Origin of the sequence: Granulicella rosea, assembly GCF_900188085.1 — a bacterium.
In the GTDB taxonomy this organism is placed as follows: domain Bacteria; phylum Acidobacteriota; class Terriglobia; order Terriglobales; family Acidobacteriaceae; genus Edaphobacter; species Edaphobacter rosea.
Genome location: NZ_FZOU01000009.1, coordinates 12,792 through 29,560, shown reverse-complemented (window position 1 = coordinate 29,560; position 16,769 = coordinate 12,792). Strand labels below are relative to the sequence as shown.

Below are 16,769 nucleotides of genomic sequence, written 5' to 3'. Positions count from 1 at the left end.
TCGGCATCGACAATCAAGAAAGGATGACATATATGGAACAGCAGCAGAATATGCACGACACACGCGAAGGCGGCGTTCCTCCAGGCCACGACGCCGCTGGACATCAGATTCAGACCGAGCCTCCCATCCAGCTCGACCTCGACAGGAAGCTCGGAAGCGGTCCCATCTTCGGACTGGGCGCGGCCTTCATCGTGCTCGCCATCTTCATCTTCCTCGGCATTCGCTCGCGCGCCAATGCAGAGCAGACGCTGGTCAAGACGACCGACGACGCAGCCATCCGCGACGTCTCGGTCATCAAGCCGACGCAGGGCTCGAAGGCGCTTGAGATCGTGCTGCCCGCGAACACGCAGGCCTTCATCGACACACCCATCTACGCCCGCACGAACGGCTATCTACGCCGCTGGTATGCGGACATCGGCGCTCATGTTCGCCAGGGACAGGTGCTCGCCGACATCGAGACGCCGGAGCTCGACCAGCAGGTGCAACAGGCGCAGTCCGATCTCGCCACCGCAACCTCGAACCTGCACATCGCCGAGATCACGGCCGAGCGCTGGAAGAAGCTGCTCGCGAAGGACGCTGTGTCGAAGCAGGAGTCGGACCAGGCGAACAGCGATCTGACCGCGCGCACATCGGCCGTGGCTTCGGCTCAGGCCAACGTACGGCGTCTGCAGCAGATGCAGGGGTTCGAAAAGATCGTCGCGCCATTCGACGGCACGATCACCGCGCGCAATGTGGATGTAGGAGCGCTGATCCAGGGCGGTGACAGCGGCACGGCCAAGTCCGAGCTGTTTCACATGGCCTCGACCGACAAGCTGCGTCTCTTCGTTCCCGTGCCCGAGGTCTATGCGGCGTCGGTCAAGAACGGCGAGCAGATCGAGGTTACCTCGGACGCTTCGCCCGATCTGAAGATCGCCGGTACAGTCGTACGCACATCGGATTCGATCGACATCGCAAGCCGCACGTTGAATGTTGAAGTCGACGTGAACAACGCCGACCACAAGCTGCTGACGGGACAATACGCCTTCATCCACTTGCCGATTCCTCCATCCAGCTCATCGTTGACCGTGCCCGCGGGCGACGTTCTCTTCCGCGGCGAAGGCCTGCGCATCGGCGTCGTACGCGATGGTCATGTCGAGCTTGTGCCGGTGAAGATCGGGCACGACTACGGCGCGACGGTGGAGATCGTCTCCGGCCTTTCGCCGCAGGACCTCATCATCCAGAACCCATCGGACTCGCTGGCGCAGGGCGAGCGCGTACGTGTTGAAAGCGGGGCCAGGGAATGAAGATCCATTACGGTTACATATTCGCGCTCGCGCTGTTGCCGCTCGCCGGCTGCAAGGTCGGGCCAAACTATAAGACGCCAGCCGCCATCCTTGCGCCAACGTTCAAAGAGGCTCCAACCACACTGACAGCGGAGGATGGCTGGACCGAAGGCAAGCCCGGCGATCAGAAGCTGAAAGGAGACTGGTGGACGCTGTTCAACGACGGCGGCTTGAACGCACTGGAGACGCAGGTCGATACCGCCAACCAGTCGTTGAAGTCGGCCGAGGCCAACTTCCGCGCCTCACGCGCGCAGATCGGCTTTGCACGCGCGAGCGAGGCGCCCACCATCGGCGTAGGTCCGTCGGTGCAGGGCGTGCGCGACTCCGCGCATCAGCCTTACTTCAACTCCAGCCTTGCGAATGCCGGCACGGGCAACTTCACCCTGCCCGTCGATCTCAACTACGAGATCGATCTGTGGGGACGCGTCCGCCGTGGCGTCACCGCTGCCCGTGCGCAGGCGCAGGCCAGCGATGCCGATCTTGAAAACGCGCGTCTAAGCCTGCACGCCGAGCTTGCCATGGACTACTACGGCCTGCGCTCGGACGATGCGCAGACCAGGCTGCTCGCCGACACGGTCAAGTCCTACGAGCGGGCTCTGCAGCTTACGCAGGATCGCTTCGAAGGCGGCGCCGCGCCGAAGTCCGACGTAGCACAGGCGCGCACGCAACTCGACGAGGCGCGCGTTCAGCTTGCCGATCTCGAGGTGCAGCGCACGCAGTATGAGCATGCCATCGCCGTGCTCATCGGCAAGCCGCCGGCCGAGCTGACCATCGCGCCGACGCCGCTGAATATCGCGGCTCCTTCGATGCCACACATCCCCGGCGCGGTGCCGGCCGTGCTGCTTGAACGCCGTCCGGACATCGCGGCGGAAGAGCGCCGCATGGCGGCGGCGAACGAGCAGATCGGCATCGCGCAAGCCGCGTTCTACCCCACGCTTTCGCTCAGCGGCATCGCGGGCTTTCAGGGCACGTCGGCGGTCAACTGGCTCAGCTGGCCGAGCCGCTTCTGGGCAGTCGGGCCGCAGCTATCGCAGACCGTCTTCGACGCGGGCCGCAGACGTTCGGCGAAGGAGACCACCGTCGCGCAGTATGACGGAACGGTCGCGGACTATCGCCAGACCGTGCTCACGGCCTTTCAACAGGTGGAGGACAACCTCGCCGCGCTGCGTGTGCTGTCGAACGAGGCCCAGCTTCAGCATCAGGCCACGGACTCCGCCGAGCAGTCGCTCGACCTCTTCCAGACACGGTATGAAGGCGGCGTCGACACCTACCTGCAGGTCGTCACCTGGCAGACCGCCGCGCTGACCAACCAACGCAACGACCTCATCCTCATGCAGCGACAACTCGACGCAAGCGTGATGCTCATCAAGGCGCTTGGCGGCGGCTGGGATACGACGCAGATGCCGAAGCTGTAGCTCCCGCTCACCGAACTACGTTGCTTCAATCAAGAGGCGATCCACTCTCAGTGTGGATCGCCTCCTTTTGCTGCCCATTACCCAAAATGCACATCACCCGTGACGAAGCATGGCAATAAGCCTTACTGCCATCCGCCGCCGAGCGCACTGTAGAGCTGCACAAGCGTAAGCGCCTCGCCCTGCTGCGCGCTCACCAGGTTGAGCTGCGCCGAGAACAGGCTCGAATCGGTCGTCAGCACCTCAAGGTAAGAGGTTGCGCCACCCTCATACCGCAGCCGTGCGAGACGCGTGGAGTCCTGCGCCGCCGCGACCAGCTTCTCCTGCTGCTCGCGATACGCATGCTGCTTGTTCACCGCGACCAGCGCGTTCGAGACGTCGCGGAAGGCGCCGGCGATCGTCTTCTGATACGTAATCACCATCTCCTCCTTGGTCGCCTTCGACAGGTTCAACTGCCCGGTCAGCTTGCCGCCCGCGAAGATCGGCTGCGCCAGCGAACCCAGCCCGTAGATCGTGCGCGAGTTGCTGCTGAAGATGTTCGGGAAGCTGTTGCCGCCGATGCCGGCCGACCCGCTAATCGAGAGCTGCGGGAAGAATTGCGCGCGTGCGACGCCGATGTTGGCGTTGGCCTGCTTCAGCGTGGCCTCCGCCTGCTGGATGTCGGGCCGGCGTTCGAGTAGCTGCGATGGGATGCCCGTGGGCAGGTTCTCGGGCGGCGGCGTAAGCGCGGTGGGACTGGTGTGCGCGATGGGCCCGGGGTTGGCGCCCAGCAGCACGCTCAGCGAGTTCTCCTGCTGCTGAATCTGCTGCTCGATCTGCGGTAGCTGCGAACTCGCCGTATAGAGGAGCTGCTCCGCCTGGCGCAGATCGGAGAGCGGTACGGAGCCGCCATTCGCGAGCTTCGTGGTCAGATCGACCGAGTCCTGTCGCACCTTCAGCGTCTGCTTCGTGATCTCGAGTTGACGGTCAAGCGCACGCAACTGCACATACGCCGTGACCACCTGTTGGATGAGACTCATACGCACCGCGCGCTGCGCCCAGGTCTGCGCGAGCAACTGATCGCGCGCGGCCTCGGTCTGCTTGCGGTAAAGACCCCAAAAGTCCGGCGTCCACGAGGCCGAAAGCGTGAACGCGCCCTCGACCAGCGGGCTGCTGAGCGCGCTCGAAGAGGAAGAGTTGGATGAGCTGGAACTCGACGAACTGCCCGAGTTCAACGCGGGGATATCCGCGCCGATGCCCGTGCCGCCGACACTCAGCGTCGGGAACTGCTGCGAGCGCGTGATCTGCACCTGCGCCTGCTGCTCCAGGATGTGCTGCGCCGCGATGCGCACATCGAAGTTGTTCTTCAACGCGGTGGCAATCAGCGCCTGCAGCTCAGGCTCTCTGAAGACCTGCGACCACTGCTGATCGCCGAGCGAGTTCGCTGCATCGCTCGCGACCGCGGCATCGTCCGCGCCGCGGAAGGCCGGCGGCGCCGGAACCACGGGACGCGTGTACTTCGGCCCTACATTGCAGCCGGCGATGGCCGCCAGCAGCAGGCCTCCGGTTGCGGCGTTGCGCACCGATTTGAGCCAAACCAGAGTGTGCTTCATGCGTGACCTCCTTGCGTCGGCGGCTGGTTGTGGATGCCGGCCTTGCGGCCCGCTTCGACCGGGTCGAAGTCGGACTTTGAATCCATCGTCGTTCCCTTTCCGCCCTTGCTGAAGCGGTGCGAGAGATACTCGACCACCGAGAAGGTGACGGGGATGAAGATGAGTCCGATCGCGGTCGAAAGCAACATGCCGCCGACCACTACCGTACCCAGAATGCGCCGCGAAGCAGCGCCCGCACCGGTCGCCGTCCACAGCGGCAGACAGCCGAAGATGAAGGCGAGCGCGGTCATCACGATCGGCCGGAAGCGCAGCCGTGCGGCGTGCAGCGCGGCCTCGGAGATGCTTTGCCCGCTCTCATAGTTCGATTTCGCGAACTCGACGATGAGGATGGCGTTCTTCGCCGATAGACCGATCAGCATGACCATGCCGATGGTCGCGAAGATGTCGTTCTCGAGCAGGCGGGCATGCAGCGCGATGTATCCGCCCAGGATGGCGACCGGCGTGCTCAGCAGCACGCTGAACGGCAGCGTCCAGCTCTCGTACAAGGCCGCCAGGATGAGGAAGACGAAGAGCAGCGACAACGCGAAGACGGCCCACGTCGGCACGCCCTTCTGCGCCTGCTCCTCCTGGTACGACATGCCGGAGTAGTCGAAGCCCGCGCCCGGAGGCATGGTCTTTGCGAAGACATCTTCGAGCGCCGCGCGCACCTGTCCCGAGCTGTAACCCGGCTTGCCGGTGATGTTCACCTGCGCCGCGTTGAACTCGTTGAAGCGGAAGATGTACTCCGGTCCTGTAATCTTCTTCACCTTCACCAGCGAGGACATCGGCACCTGACTTCCGTTCGCGCTGCGGACATAGAACTGGTTGATGTTGTTGATGTCCACGCGCGACGTGCCTTCGGCTTCCACATAGGTCTGCCACTGACGGCCGAACCGGTTGAAGTAGTTGACCAGGTAGCCGCCCATGAAGGTCGACATCGTGGTGTAGACGTCGGTCAGTTGCACCTGCTGCTGCAGCACCTTCTCCTTGTCCACGTCGACGAAGAGCTGCGGCACGGCGGGCGAGTAGGACGGGATCGCCACAGCGATCTCCGGCCGCTGGCTGACCGCGCCAAGGAACGTCATCAGGTTCTTCGACAACGTCTCGGGATCGTCCTGACCGGAGCGATCTTCGATCACCATCGTCACACCGCCCGAGGTTCCGATACCCGGAATCGACGGCGGCGGGAAGGCGAAGGCGATGCCGTCGGGGTTGCCCGCAAGCTGCTTGCCGAGTTCACCCGTGATGTATTCGAGCTGCTCTTCCTTGCTCTTGCGCTCCTCCCACGGCTTCAGCGCGACGAAGAAGAAGCCCTGGTTGGTGCTCTGCACCTGCGTGAGCAGCGAGAAGTTGGTGACCGCGATGACGCCCTGCACGCCCGGCGTCTTCAACAACGCGGCGGTGATCTTCTGCTGCGCCGCATCGGTACGCTGCGCCGAGGCGCCATCCGGAAGCTGCAGCGCCAGGAACATGTAGCCCTGATCCTCCGTCGGGATGAAGCCGCCCGGCAGACTGCCGCCCAGGAAGACCGCCAGGATGCCCATCAGCACGATGCCGATCATGGCGAAGTACGACTTGTGAATCAGCACGTCGGACGTGTGAACGAAGCTGTCCGTCGTGCGGCCGAAGAACTTGTTGAACAGACCGAAGCCCTTGCCCAGCAGGCCCGGCCTCTGTTCCTTGTTCTTCGGCTTCAGCAGCAGCGAGGCCAGCGCGGGCGAAAGCGTCAGCGCGTTGAACGCCGAGATGAGCACCGAGATGGCGATCGTCACCGCGAACTGCTGATACAGACGGCCCGTGATGCCGGGGATGAACGCGGTCGGAATGAACACCGCCGCCAGGATGAGCGCGATGGCGACAACCGGTCCGCCCACCTCCTCCATGGCTTTGATGGTCGCCGATTCGGGGTCCATCCCCTCTTCGATATGGTGCTCGACCGCCTCCACCACGATGATGGCGTCGTCGACGACCAGACCGATCGCCAGCACAAGACCGAACAGCGACAGCGTGTTGATCGAGAAGCCCAGCGCCGGGAAGATGATGAAGGTTCCGATAAGCGAAACCGGCACCGCCAGCAGCGGGATCAGCGTCGCGCGCCAGCCCTGCAGGAAGATGAACACGACGACCACGACCAGGCCCAGCGCTTCGACGAGCGTCAGCACGATCTCGTGAATACCCGAGCTGACCGCCTTCGTCGTATCGAGCGGAACGTCATAGGCGATGCCGGCCGGGAAGGTCTTCGAGAGCTCCTGCATGCGTGCGTTGACCGCGGCGGCCGTCTGCACGGCATTCGAACCCGGCAACTGATAGACCGCCATGACACCCGAGGGGTTCTGGTTGTAGCGGCCGGAGATCGCATACGCCTGATCGCCCAGCTCGACGCGCGCCACATCCGACAGGTGCAGGATCGATCCATCGGGGTTAGCCCGCAGGATGATCGCGCCGAACTCCTCCGGCTTCACCAGACGGCCCTGCGTGCGGACGGTATAGGTGAACTGCTGGCCCTTGGGAATCGGCTCCGCGCCGATCTGTCCGGCGGGGTTCACGTTGTTCTGCGTCTGGATGGCCTGGATGACCTCAGGCGCGGTCACGCCCAGCTTCGCCAGCTTGGCCGGGTCGACCCAGATGCGCAGCGCATACTGGCCGCCGAAGATCTGCACGCGGGATACTCCCTTGACGCGCGTGATCTGGTCCTGCAGGTTGATGATCGCGTAGTTGGTCAGGAAGTCCTGGCTCAGCTTGTTGCCCGGCGAGTTGATCGCGACCAGCATCAGCGGCGAGGTCAGCGCCTTCTGCACCGTAAGTCCGGCCGTGGTCACCTGCGCCGGAAGCTGCGACTGCGCCTGGTCGACGCGAAGCTGCGAGAGCACCTGGTCGATGTCCGGGCTGGTCTTCACGTCGAAGTCGACGAAGAGCTGCACGACGCCGTTATTGGCGCTGACCGAATCCATGTACAGCATGTTGTCGACGCCGTTCATCTGCTGCTCGATCGGCGTGGCGACAGCCTGGCTGAGCGTCTTCGCATCGGCGCCGGGGTAGGTCGCCGTCACGAGAATCTCAGTCGGCACGATGTCCGGGAACTGCGCGGTGGCAAGCGTGAACATCGACACCGTACCGATGATCACGGTCAGGATGGCGATGACGATAGCGACGATGGGTCTGCGAATGAAAAACTTCGACATCGATTACCTCCCGGCCGAAGGGCTGGCTGGGGCTGCGGTGGCCGTCGGCGCGGCCGCATGCGGCGCAACCGGCGCGCCTTCGCGCAGCTTCAAAAGATTGTCCACAATGACCTGCTGACCGGCCGAGAGGCCCGACTCCACCACCCAGTTCGTGCCGATCTGCTGGCCGAGCACCACCGTCGTGCTGTGCGCCTTGCCGTCCGGCCCGGCGACGAAGACCTGCTGCATGCCCTGCAGCTCGGAGACCGCGACGGCGGGAACCAGCAACGCTCCATGCTTGACCTCGGTGTCCGCCTTCACCCGGCCGAACTGGCCCGGACGCAGCACGTTGCCGGGATTCGGAAACGAGGCCGCGATGCGGATGGCGCCGGTCTGCGCGTTCATCTGGCGGTCGACGAAGGCGATCTTGCCCTTCTCCGGATACTCCTGGCCGTTCGCCAGCGTCAGCGTCAACGGCACGGCCGCGGCGTTCTTCAACAGGTCGCCGCTGCCATGCGTGGCGCGCGCGGTCAGCGCCATGTACTCGCTGTCCGAGATCGAGAAGTACGCCTTGATCGGGTTCACCTGCGAGACCGAGGTCAGCACCGACTGCTGATTGACCAGGTTGCCAACCTGCGTCGTCGCCTGACCGGCGATACCCGTGATGAGCGACCGGACATAGGTAAAGCCGAGGTTCAGCTTGGCGTTGTTCACGGCCGCCTGCGCCGCGCTCACCGAAGCCTGCGCGGACTTTACCGTCGCCTCTACCTGCGCCTTCTGCTGCGTGTCGTTGTCGAGCGTGCTCTGTGCGATCGCGCGAGCCTCGGCCAGCGGCGTATCGCGCTTCACGTTGATCTCGGCGAGTCCAAGCTGCGCCTGCGCCTGAAGCACCTGGCCCTTGGCCTGCTCCAGTTGGCCGTTGGCCTGGTCGAGCGCCGCCTGGAAGGGACGGGGATCGATCTCGAAGAGCACCTGTCCCTTCGTCACCTGCGTGCCTTCTTTGTAGTCCTGCTTGATGAGGTAGCCGCTGGCCTGCGGCTGAATCTGCGCGTTCACAAAGCCGTCGAGCGTGCCGACCCACTCGTTCGCGATCGCCACGTCCTGCGGCTCGATGTCCACGACCGAGACCGGCATCGCCTGAGGCGGGCCGGCGGGCGCGGGCTTCTTCTCGCAGCCGATAAAAAATGTAGTTCCGAGAACCAGCGCACCGGCGGCGGGCATCCATCGGGTACGGTTGAATACGGTCGTTGTTGGCGCAAGTCTGGGCCGCTGGCTCATTTGGACGATCTCCACTGTGATATTCGAAAACATACACAGGCGTATGTTTTGTGTTCTAAGATGTGACGCAGGGCAACCTATGGTTGATGCAAAAAATATAGACCAGGACGGCGCGGGAAGATTTCACAGGCAGAAGCGAGGTCTCGCAACTCGCAAGGAACTGCTTCATTCCGCACGGTTTATCTTTGCACGTGACGGCTTCGAGGTCGCCCGGATCGAAGAGATCGCGCTCCGCGCCGGCAAGACGCGCGGAGCCTTCTACGACCACTTCAAGGATAAGGAAGACGTCTTTTTCGCCATCTTCGAGGAAAACATCGACCACGACTCGGCCATCCTGACCCCGCTGCTGCTCGACCTGCCGACGACCGAACAGCGTGTCGCCGCCCTCGCCAAATATCTGAGCCAACTAAGCGAGGACCGCGAGCGGACGCTGCTTAACCTCGAATTCAAGCTCTACGCCATCCGCCATCCGCAGGATCTCCGCCGGCTGGCCGACCTTTACGGCATGATGCGCCTGCGCAGCTCGATTCCTGAGCTGATCCCCCTGCTGCCGCAGCTCGACGCCGCGCACGCCGTGCCGGAGCTGCCCGACTTTCTCGCCATCTGCGCCATCATGGACGGCCTCAGCCTGAACTACCTCTTCGACCCGGACCATATGGGCAGCGTGGAGCAGGCGCGCTACCTGGAGCTCTGCCTCGCGGAGGCGCTTCGCCGCGAGCCGGGGCGAACCGGTATGATGCACAAGGAAACGGAGTCCAAGCAGTGACTGACCTGGTCTACACCCAGCTTCAGGCGACCATCGCCACTATGCAGGCCGTACAGGCCGACCCCGCCATTCACCGCACGCTGGTCGAGATCGCGCGCCAGACCGCCGAGGCCATGCAGACCGGCCACAAGCTGCTCGTCGCCGGCAACGGCGGCTCCGCGGCCGACGCCCAGCACCTGGTCGCCGAGTTCGTCGTGCGCCTGAAGGCCAACCGCGCCGCCCTGCGCGCCGTCGCGCTCACCACCGACACCTCCATCCTCACCGCCATCGGCAACGACTTCGGCGCGGACGCCCTCTTCGAGCGGCAGGTCGAAGCCCTCGGCCAGCCCGGCGACGTCTTCCTCGCCATCTCCACCTCCGGCAGCTCGCCGAACATCCTGCGCGCACTCGCCAGGGCGCGCGAGCAGGGCATGTTCACCGTCGGCTTCACCGGACAGGGCGGCGGGCGGATGGCCGCGCTCTGCGACTGCCTCATCGCCGTCCCCTCCAACGTCACGATGAACATCCAGGAGGCGCATCTCTCGCTCGAGCACACTCTCTGCCTCCTGGTCGAGCGCATCCTCTTCGGCGAATTGTAGTTTCGGCGAACCGTAGCCGACAACCACAAAGCCTGTCATCCTGAGCGAAGCGAAGGACCTGCGTCTCCCGCCACAATCCCCGAAAGAGACCCCATGCACCCCGAATCCAGAGCCCTCTACCTCGACCGCGACGGCGTCATCAACGTGGAGACCGGATACATCCACCAGAGCGAAAAGGTTCGTTTCGTCGACGGCATCTTCTCCCTCTGCCGCACGGCGCAGCGACTGGGTTACCGACTGATCGTCGTCACCAACCAGGCCGGCATCGGCCGCGGTCTCTACACCGCGATCCAGTATGAGGAGCTGATGGCCTGGATGCGCTCCGAGTTCCGCCGCGAAGGCGTGGAGTTCGATGCCGTCTACCACTGCCCCTTCCACCCCGAGCACGGCCTGGGCGAGTACAAGCGCGAGCACGAAGACCGCAAGCCCAGCCCCGGCATGCTCCTGCGCGGCGCGCGCGAGTTCGGCCTCTCGCTGGCTGAGTCCGTCCTGATCGGCGACCGCGCGACCGACATCGCCGCCGCGAACGCCGCCGGCCTGGCCCAGGCATTCCTGCTCAAGGGCACGGAAGAAAGCTGTGCCGGCGACTACCTGGCGGTGGATACGCTCGCCGAGGTCGAGGCCTGGCTGGTCGCGCGTGGGTAGGTTGGATTGCTTCGGAGAAACGGCGCCCGCCCCGAATGCTTGTCATCCTGAGCGTAGCGAAGGATCTGCTTTGGCCTTTGCCGTTGCTTGTTCCTGCTGTACCCATACGCAACCCACTCTAGCCAGGCGCATCTCCCGCGCGCGCTGGAAACGCCTACAATCGAGAGAGTAAAAGCCCAGCCACGCTAAACCCGGGTCACCGTAAGTTGCTTCTCTTGTCATCCTCGAAGGTTTCCCGCAGCCGCCGAGGATCTGCACTTCAGGAAGGTCTTCCAGCATGTCCGAAAAAAGAATTCTCGTCACCGGCGCCGCAGGCTTCCTCGGCTCGCATCTCTGCGACAAGCTGCTCTCCGAGGGCGTCTCCGTCCTGGGCGTCGACAACCTGTGTACCGGCAACCCCGTCAACCTGGCGCACCTGGCGAACGAGCCGCGCTTCGCCTTCGAAGAGGCCGACATCACCAGACCCTTCGACTTCGGCAAGGTGGACTACGTCTTCAACTTCGCCTCGCCCGCCAGCCCGGTCGACTACCATCGCCTCGGCGTCGAGACCCTGCTCGTCGGCTCCGCCGGCACCATCAACACGCTCGAGATCGCGAAGAAGTACGACGCCGGCTACCTGCACGCCTCGACGTCGGAGTGCTACGGCGATCCCGAGGTCCATCCGCAGGTCGAGACCTACTGGGGCAACGTCAACCCGGTCGGTCCGCGCTCGGTCTACGACGAAGCCAAGCGGTTCTCCGAGGCCGCCGTCACGGCCTATCACCGCTACTACGGCGTCGACACCCACCTGGTGCGTATCTTCAACACCTACGGCCCGCGCCTGCAGGCCAACGACGGCCGCGTCATCTCGAACTTCATGATGCAGGCCCTGCGCGGCGAGCCGCTCACCATCTACGGCGACGGCATGCAGACTCGCAGCTTCTGCTACGTGTCGGACCTCGTCGCGGGCATCGTCCTGCTCTCGAAGACCCACGAGCACACGCCGGTCAACATCGGCAACCCGGTCGAGTGGACCATGCTCGAGTGTGCCCAGGAGATCCTCGCCGTCACCGGCTCGCAGTCGAAGATCGTCTTCCACCCGCTCCCGCAGGACGACCCCACGCGCCGCCGCCCCGACATCACCAAGGCCAGGAATCTGCTCGGCTGGGAGCCAAAGGTGTTCCTCAAGGAAGGCCTCGGCCTCTCGCTCGACTACTTCAAATCCTTCGTAAAGTAAGCAAGCAAAGCCCCGGGTAACCCGGGGCTTTGTTCTTGCTTTTCTTGCTTGTCATCCTCGTAGAGGATCTGCTTCTTCTTTTGCCGTTGCTCTTGCCTTCAGGTAGGCCAAGGCTTCAGCCTTGGCTCTCCCGGTCAGCAGGTAAGCGGGGCTTTAGCCCCTGGGGTATGCCTTCTGTTCTCGCTCCTGAAGCGTCAGCTCATCGAGCCTTTCCATGAACTCAGCCGACGCTACCGGTCCGGAGACAAGGTAGTCCAGCCAGGCCTTCCTTCGATCCGACAAGGCTATGCTCGTCGCGCATTCCATGAACCGCACCTCCTACCTCCACAAAATAGACTCCGGAGCTTTAAGCTTATAGCTCCCAGCTTAAAGCTCTCGAAAAGACCCCTTACCGCAAAGTCGCAGGCGTAGCCGCCCCATACAAGATGCCGTTGAACAGGAACTTGAACGTAGCGTGCGGCTGGCCGCGGAAGGCGATCTCCGGCCCAAAGAGCATGACCTTGCCCTTGCCGGCGTTTGCCTGCGCGACCGCGATCGTGTCGTTCAGATAAGCCTGTCCCCAGGCCCAGCCGCTGTCGAGCAGATTGCCCTGCCCATACCACGCCACCGTCTGCAGACCATGCGCCGCGGCGTCGGGCAAGGCCTTGAATGACGGGCTGTTGTCGTAGAACACATCCACCGACGAAGGCATGCCATACGCGACCGGCTGCGTGTTATCCAGTTGCACCTGCAGCAGCGAGCCCGGAATATAGAACTTCTCCGAAGGCACCGGCTGCTCCTTGCCCTTCACCACCTCGGTCAGGCCGTCGCGCACCGGCAGGTGCAGCGCCTTGTAGATGCGCGTCGAGCTGCCGATCGCCAGCACCGTGCCGCCGTCGGCGACGAACTTCGCGATCTGCGGGACGGTCTTCTCGGCGGTGATCCGGCCAAGCCAGGGACGGAACTCCGCCGGAATCGCCTCCGGCTTCGGCTGCGCGCCCATGCGCGGCGCATCGGCGGCGAGATTGGGGAAGGTTCCATCGGCGAAGATCAGGTCGTCGAACTTCACATGGAGATCGCCCGCGTCGAGCGTCTGCGGATAGACGACCGTGAACGGAAACTCGAACTGCTCCAGCAGCCAGCGCGTCCAGCCCGAAGGCATCGACCCGCCGTACTGGTCGTACAGGCCAATCCGCTCGGGATGCAGCAGCAGCGCCTCGCCCGCCGGCACGGCCGCGACGCCATGCGCGGTGACGCCCAGCTCCTTCGCCGCCGACTCGATCAGCCCCTGCGCCGTCGCCGAGTACGGCACCCACAGCGCGCCCGCGGCAAGGCTCTGCCCGTCCACCTTCAGCGGCTGCTTCAGCCAGTAGACCGGCAGCTTCGCCTTCAGCAGCCGGTTGGTCAGGGTGTAGGCGTCGTTGAACTCGTGGCTGACGACGTAGCCCGCCACCTTCTTTCCACCCGAGACCGTTCCCGCAGGCGGCGCGGCCAGATCGGTCGCGATCGGTTCGAACGGACCCTTGACCGTCGTATACATGCGGTCGAAGGTCACACCCATCTGGTAGGCCAGCGTCCAGCCCGTGGCGTCGTAGGGCTTGGTCGGCGGCGCACCGGGATAGGCAAAGTCGTTCGGATGATCCTGCGGCTCCATCATGTCGAGAATCTGCGGCCGATAGGCCTGCGCGCAGGAGATGAACAGCGAGCCCGCCGGATAGTGCTTGCCCTCGGCCTCGAACGCCGCCGTCGCACGCTCGATCGTCACGCCGCTCTTCATCAGCGCGTTGACGAACTTCACCGCAGTCGGAAAATCAGGCTGATCCGAAGGCAGCACGTAGCCGCGCGGATCGCGATGCTCGGGATCATGCAGCACCGTCTTGTACAACTCCGCCGGCAGCCCGGCAGCCCGCGCCCCTCGCGTCTCCTTGCCCTCGGCGGCCTTGGCCGCGGCCTCTTCGAGCGCATCGATCCGCTTCGGCGTAATCGTCCAGCTATCCTCGCTGCCGCGCTGGATCGAGTTCTTGCCCATCAGGTAGGTGTCGTACAGCAGATGCTCCCGCTCGCGCGAGGCGTAGTCGAGGATCGCCCGGTTGTTCGTCTGCTCGTAGTCGATCGACTGCTTGTAATGCCACATCTGCGGCGCGACCGGAAACGGCTCGTCGCCCGTCGGCAACTGGCGCGCGGCGATTAGCGGCAGCGGCGAAGGCGTCGGGCTGCCGATGATCTCCGTCAGGATGCCCGTCATATTGTGGAAGTAGGTCACCGTCCGCAGGCCGCCGTTGTACCAGGTGCTGTAGGGCGCGGTCGACCGCATGCCCGACCCCGGTTTGCCCTCTTCGACCAGCCGCTCGTGCATCGCCGTACCCACCGCCTCGATCTTCAGCGGAATCAGCGGGTCGTAGTGGAAGTTGAACGGATCGCGGAACGGCGGCATGAAGATCACCGTACCGGCCGGCCCCGTCTGGTGATGGTTGTACATGATCTGCGGGTAGTACTCGCGAAACAGCGCGCGGCTCATGTTGATCGATTCGTTCTGATTGTTCATGTAGAAGTCGCGGTTGTTGTCGTGCCCCACGTACTTCTGCCACAGCCGCGGCGTGCCCTGTCCCGGCCCATCCATCACGCGCTTCTTCGGATCCGGTTCGCGCATGTACCAGTTCGCGACCAGCTCCATGCCGTCCGGGTTGGCGAAGACGCAAAGCGCGATGTCGTCCTTCAGGAAGCGCAGCGTCTCGGGATCGGTCAGCGAGTTCAGCTCGTAGATCGTCTCGACCAGTTGCTGCGACCCAACCGTCTCCGACGCATGCAGACCGCCGTCGATCCACACGATGGCGCGACCCTCCTCGGCCAGCGCATGGGCCTCGGCGTCGGTCAGACCCTCGGCGTGCGAGAGCTTCTTCGCGATCTCCTTATAGTGGTCGAGCTTCGCCAGATTCTCGGGCGAAGAGATGATCGCCATCCACTGATGCCGCCCCTCGGCCGTCAGACCCATGTCGACCAGTTTCATCCGGTCGGACTCGGTCGCCAGCTTCTTCACGTAGGCCTCGGCCTGCGTGTAGTTCGCCATCATGTAGTCGTCGCCCATGTTGAAGCCGATGGACTCCTTCGGCGTCGTGATCGTGCGGGTTTGGGCGGAGGCGACGATGCCGGAGAGAGTGCAACAGGCAAGCGAGAGGCGAACAGCATTCAGAAGCGTCAACGGGCGAGTCCTCGTGCGAAAAGGTTCGGTGAATCCCCCTAATCTAACAGCACCCGAAGCCATCCACGTTCAAACTCTATCCCAGCCATAGACAAGCACGACCGGAAGTCTCCCGCTCAACGCTTCGTCGCCGTCACCATGCAATACCCCATCGGCCCCAGCGGCGCGCCCACCAGCGGCAGCAGCACCGGCGCCAGCACATTGTTCCAACGCGCCTTCGTCATCTTTCCCTTGCCAAAAAGCACGTCCGTTACCAGAAACTTCACAGTCACCCAAGGGATGTGCAGGACCGACGGCGCCACCCGCAACTGCAGACGCTCCACGGCGATCTCGGTAAAACCAAGCGCCTCCAGACGCGCGGTAAAGAGGTCGAGCCGCGCCAGCTCTTCGATCACCCAGCACTCGCACAGCTTGCGATAGACGCGCCGCTGCAGCCCGTTCACAAACCCGCGGCCGGTGAGAAAACCATCCGCCACGACCAGCCGGCCGCCGGGCCGCAGCAACCGGTGCGCCTCCGCCAGCAGCGCCGCCTTATCCGCCCCATGGGCGTGACAACTGCTCTCCAGCGCATAGACGCCGTCGTATCCGGCGCGCGGCAGAATCGTATCCTCGTAGTCGCCTTCGATAATGCGAACGCGCTCGCCGCACCCTGCCGCCTGGTTGAGCGCGGTCGCCTGCTCCACCTGCCACGGCACACGCGTCAGCCCCAGCAGCCGGGCCTGCGGCATGCGGCGCGCAAAGCTGCGCAGCGTCGCGCCCAGCCCGCAGCCCAGGTCGAGCAGCTTCGGCGCCCCAATACCCTCAACCCGCAGCCGCGCCAGCACCTCGGCGTTCATCCGCTCCAGCATCGCCTCGCGCCCAAGCGGGTTCGCGCCCATGCGGTAGTAGCCGAAGTGCATGTTGAACTCACGGCTCCAAGCGGCATAGTCCGGCCCCGCCTCGCTGTAGTACTGCTCCAGCCCGACCCTCGGCTCGGCCTCTGCGGCGCTGACAGGCCGGGCCGCAGCCTCTGCGATGACGTTGACCTTGGCAGCCATCATTGCTCTCCCTTCGCCTTACCCGGCAGCCACTTCGTGACGCCCGCCCCCAGGTTCACCAGGCTGCGCAGCGTGTTCGGAGGCAGCTTGCTCATCTGCCGGTACCACCCATGCATCTCGTTCAGGAACGCATGCATGCCGGCGATGCGCGCCGTCACCTCGGGCTGATTCTCCGCGCGCGCCTCTACCGCAAGCCTTCCCAGCGCCGCGATCGTCGGCTCGATCTCCCGCTCCACGCGCTGCTCCAGCACGGTCAGGAACAGTTGCCAGACGTCGTGCGAGGTCGAGAAGAAGTCGCGGCGGTCGCCCATGCGATGCGTCGCCTGCACCAGCTCCCAGTTCTGCAGCTCGCGCAGGCTGGTGCTGACGTTCGAGCGCGCAACCGACAGCGCCTCCCCGATCTCCTCCGCCGTCAGCGGTTCGGGCGAAAGATAAAGCAGCGCATGCACCTGCGCGACCGTCCGGTTGACGCCCCAACGGCTGCCCATCTCGCCCCAGTGCAGGATGAATTCATTTGCCGCCTTCGACAGAGCCATGCGTGTTCC

General features: G+C 64.2%; 12 protein-coding genes. 6 read left to right on the top strand and 6 right to left on the bottom strand.

The genetic code is table 11. The features are described from left to right. Positions 1-32 precede the first annotated feature (32 nt). Positions 33-1,283: an efflux RND transporter periplasmic adaptor subunit gene (locus tag CHB87_RS18885; RefSeq protein ID WP_245818091.1), complete on the top strand. Its 1,251-nt coding sequence runs from the start codon at positions 33-35 to the stop codon at positions 1,281-1,283. After that, positions 1,280-2,737: an efflux transporter outer membrane subunit gene (locus CHB87_RS18880; RefSeq protein WP_089410010.1), complete on the top strand. Its 1,458-nt coding sequence runs from the start codon at positions 1,280-1,282 to the stop codon at positions 2,735-2,737. The genes CHB87_RS18885 and CHB87_RS18880 overlap by 4 nt, the downstream gene beginning before the upstream one ends. A gap of 122 nt (positions 2,738-2,859) precedes the next feature. On the opposite strand, the gene CHB87_RS18875 is transcribed toward CHB87_RS18880, so the two are convergent. The 3 genes from CHB87_RS18875 to CHB87_RS18865 are packed head-to-tail and all read right to left on the bottom strand — an operon-like array spanning position 2,860 to position 8,747. Beyond that, positions 2,860-4,326, bottom strand: coding sequence for an efflux transporter outer membrane subunit (locus tag CHB87_RS18875; protein ID WP_089410009.1), 1,467 nt, complete (start codon positions 4,324-4,326; stop codon positions 2,860-2,862). After that, the gene (locus tag CHB87_RS18870) at positions 4,323-7,547 is read right to left on the bottom strand and encodes an efflux RND transporter permease subunit (RefSeq protein ID WP_089410008.1); all 3,225 of its coding nucleotides are present in this window, start codon (positions 7,545-7,547) and stop codon (positions 4,323-4,325) included. Before CHB87_RS18870 ends, CHB87_RS18875 begins: the two co-directional genes overlap by 4 nt. A gap of 3 nt (positions 7,548-7,550) precedes the next feature. Then, positions 7,551-8,747 carry an efflux RND transporter periplasmic adaptor subunit gene (locus CHB87_RS18865; RefSeq protein WP_245818090.1) on the bottom strand — a complete coding sequence of 399 codons (1,197 nt, stop codon included), beginning with the start codon at positions 8,745-8,747 and terminating at the stop codon, positions 7,551-7,553. Positions 8,748-8,883: 136 nt separating this feature from the next. Between CHB87_RS18865 and CHB87_RS22780 the strand changes: the two genes are divergently transcribed. From CHB87_RS22780 to CHB87_RS18845, 4 genes are all read left to right on the top strand, one after another. Continuing rightward, the gene (locus CHB87_RS22780; protein ID WP_089410006.1) at positions 8,884-9,570 is read left to right on the top strand and encodes a TetR/AcrR family transcriptional regulator; all 687 of its coding nucleotides are present in this window, start codon (positions 8,884-8,886) and stop codon (positions 9,568-9,570) included. Next, positions 9,567-10,148 (top strand): D-sedoheptulose-7-phosphate isomerase, encoded by a 582-nt coding sequence (locus CHB87_RS18855; protein WP_089410005.1) that lies wholly within the window; start codon positions 9,567-9,569, stop codon positions 10,146-10,148. Before CHB87_RS22780 ends, CHB87_RS18855 begins: the two co-directional genes overlap by 4 nt. Positions 10,149-10,241: 93 nt before the next feature. Next, positions 10,242-10,793, top strand: a complete 552-nt coding sequence (locus tag CHB87_RS18850) for a D-glycero-alpha-D-manno-heptose-1,7-bisphosphate 7-phosphatase (protein ID WP_089410004.1) — start codon at positions 10,242-10,244, stop codon at positions 10,791-10,793. Between the two features lie 277 nt (positions 10,794-11,070). Next, positions 11,071-12,009 carry a UDP-glucuronic acid decarboxylase family protein gene (locus CHB87_RS18845; RefSeq protein ID WP_089410003.1) on the top strand — a complete coding sequence of 313 codons (939 nt, stop codon included), beginning with the start codon at positions 11,071-11,073 and terminating at the stop codon, positions 12,007-12,009. Positions 12,010-12,397: 388 nt separating this feature from the next. Here the strand turns inward: CHB87_RS18845 and CHB87_RS18840 are convergent, their stop codons facing one another. The 3 genes from CHB87_RS18840 to CHB87_RS18830 form a co-directional block, all read right to left on the bottom strand. After that, on the bottom strand, positions 12,398-15,187 hold the full coding sequence (locus CHB87_RS18840) for a M14 family metallopeptidase (protein WP_245818089.1): 2,790 nt from the start codon (positions 15,185-15,187) through the stop codon (positions 12,398-12,400). 116 nt (positions 15,188-15,303) lie between these two features. Further along, positions 15,304-16,227: an SAM-dependent methyltransferase gene (locus CHB87_RS18835; RefSeq protein WP_089410001.1), complete on the bottom strand. Its 924-nt coding sequence runs from the start codon at positions 16,225-16,227 to the stop codon at positions 15,304-15,306. Then, a complete protein-coding gene (locus CHB87_RS18830) occupies positions 16,224-16,760 on the bottom strand; it encodes a GbsR/MarR family transcriptional regulator (protein ID WP_089410000.1) in 537 nt (178 codons plus the stop codon). The genes CHB87_RS18835 and CHB87_RS18830 overlap by 4 nt, the downstream gene beginning before the upstream one ends. Between the last annotated feature and the right edge of the window lie 9 nt (positions 16,761-16,769).

Excerpts from the sequence above, each read along its gene's own strand:
- CHB87_RS18885 (WP_245818091.1), top strand. The coding sequence starts at position 33 with ATGGAACAGCAGCAGAATATGCACGACACACGCGAAGGCGGCGTTCCT.
- CHB87_RS18880 (WP_089410010.1), top strand. The coding sequence starts at position 1,280 with ATGAAGATCCATTACGGTTACATATTCGCGCTCGCGCTGTTGCCGCTC.
- CHB87_RS18875 (WP_089410009.1), bottom strand. The coding sequence starts at position 4,326 with ATGAAGCACACTCTGGTTTGGCTCAAATCGGTGCGCAACGCCGCAACC.
- CHB87_RS18870 (WP_089410008.1), bottom strand. The coding sequence starts at position 7,547 with ATGTCGAAGTTTTTCATTCGCAGACCCATCGTCGCTATCGTCATCGCC.
- CHB87_RS18865 (WP_245818090.1), bottom strand. The coding sequence starts at position 8,747 with ATGCCCGCCGCCGGTGCGCTGGTTCTCGGAACTACATTTTTTATCGGC.
- CHB87_RS22780 (WP_089410006.1), top strand. The coding sequence starts at position 8,884 with ATGGTTGATGCAAAAAATATAGACCAGGACGGCGCGGGAAGATTTCAC.
- CHB87_RS18850 (WP_089410004.1), top strand. The coding sequence starts at position 10,242 with ATGCACCCCGAATCCAGAGCCCTCTACCTCGACCGCGACGGCGTCATC.
- CHB87_RS18845 (WP_089410003.1), top strand. The coding sequence starts at position 11,071 with ATGTCCGAAAAAAGAATTCTCGTCACCGGCGCCGCAGGCTTCCTCGGC.
- CHB87_RS18835 (WP_089410001.1), bottom strand. The coding sequence starts at position 16,227 with ATGATGGCTGCCAAGGTCAACGTCATCGCAGAGGCTGCGGCCCGGCCT.
- CHB87_RS18830 (WP_089410000.1), bottom strand. The coding sequence starts at position 16,760 with ATGGCTCTGTCGAAGGCGGCAAATGAATTCATCCTGCACTGGGGCGAG.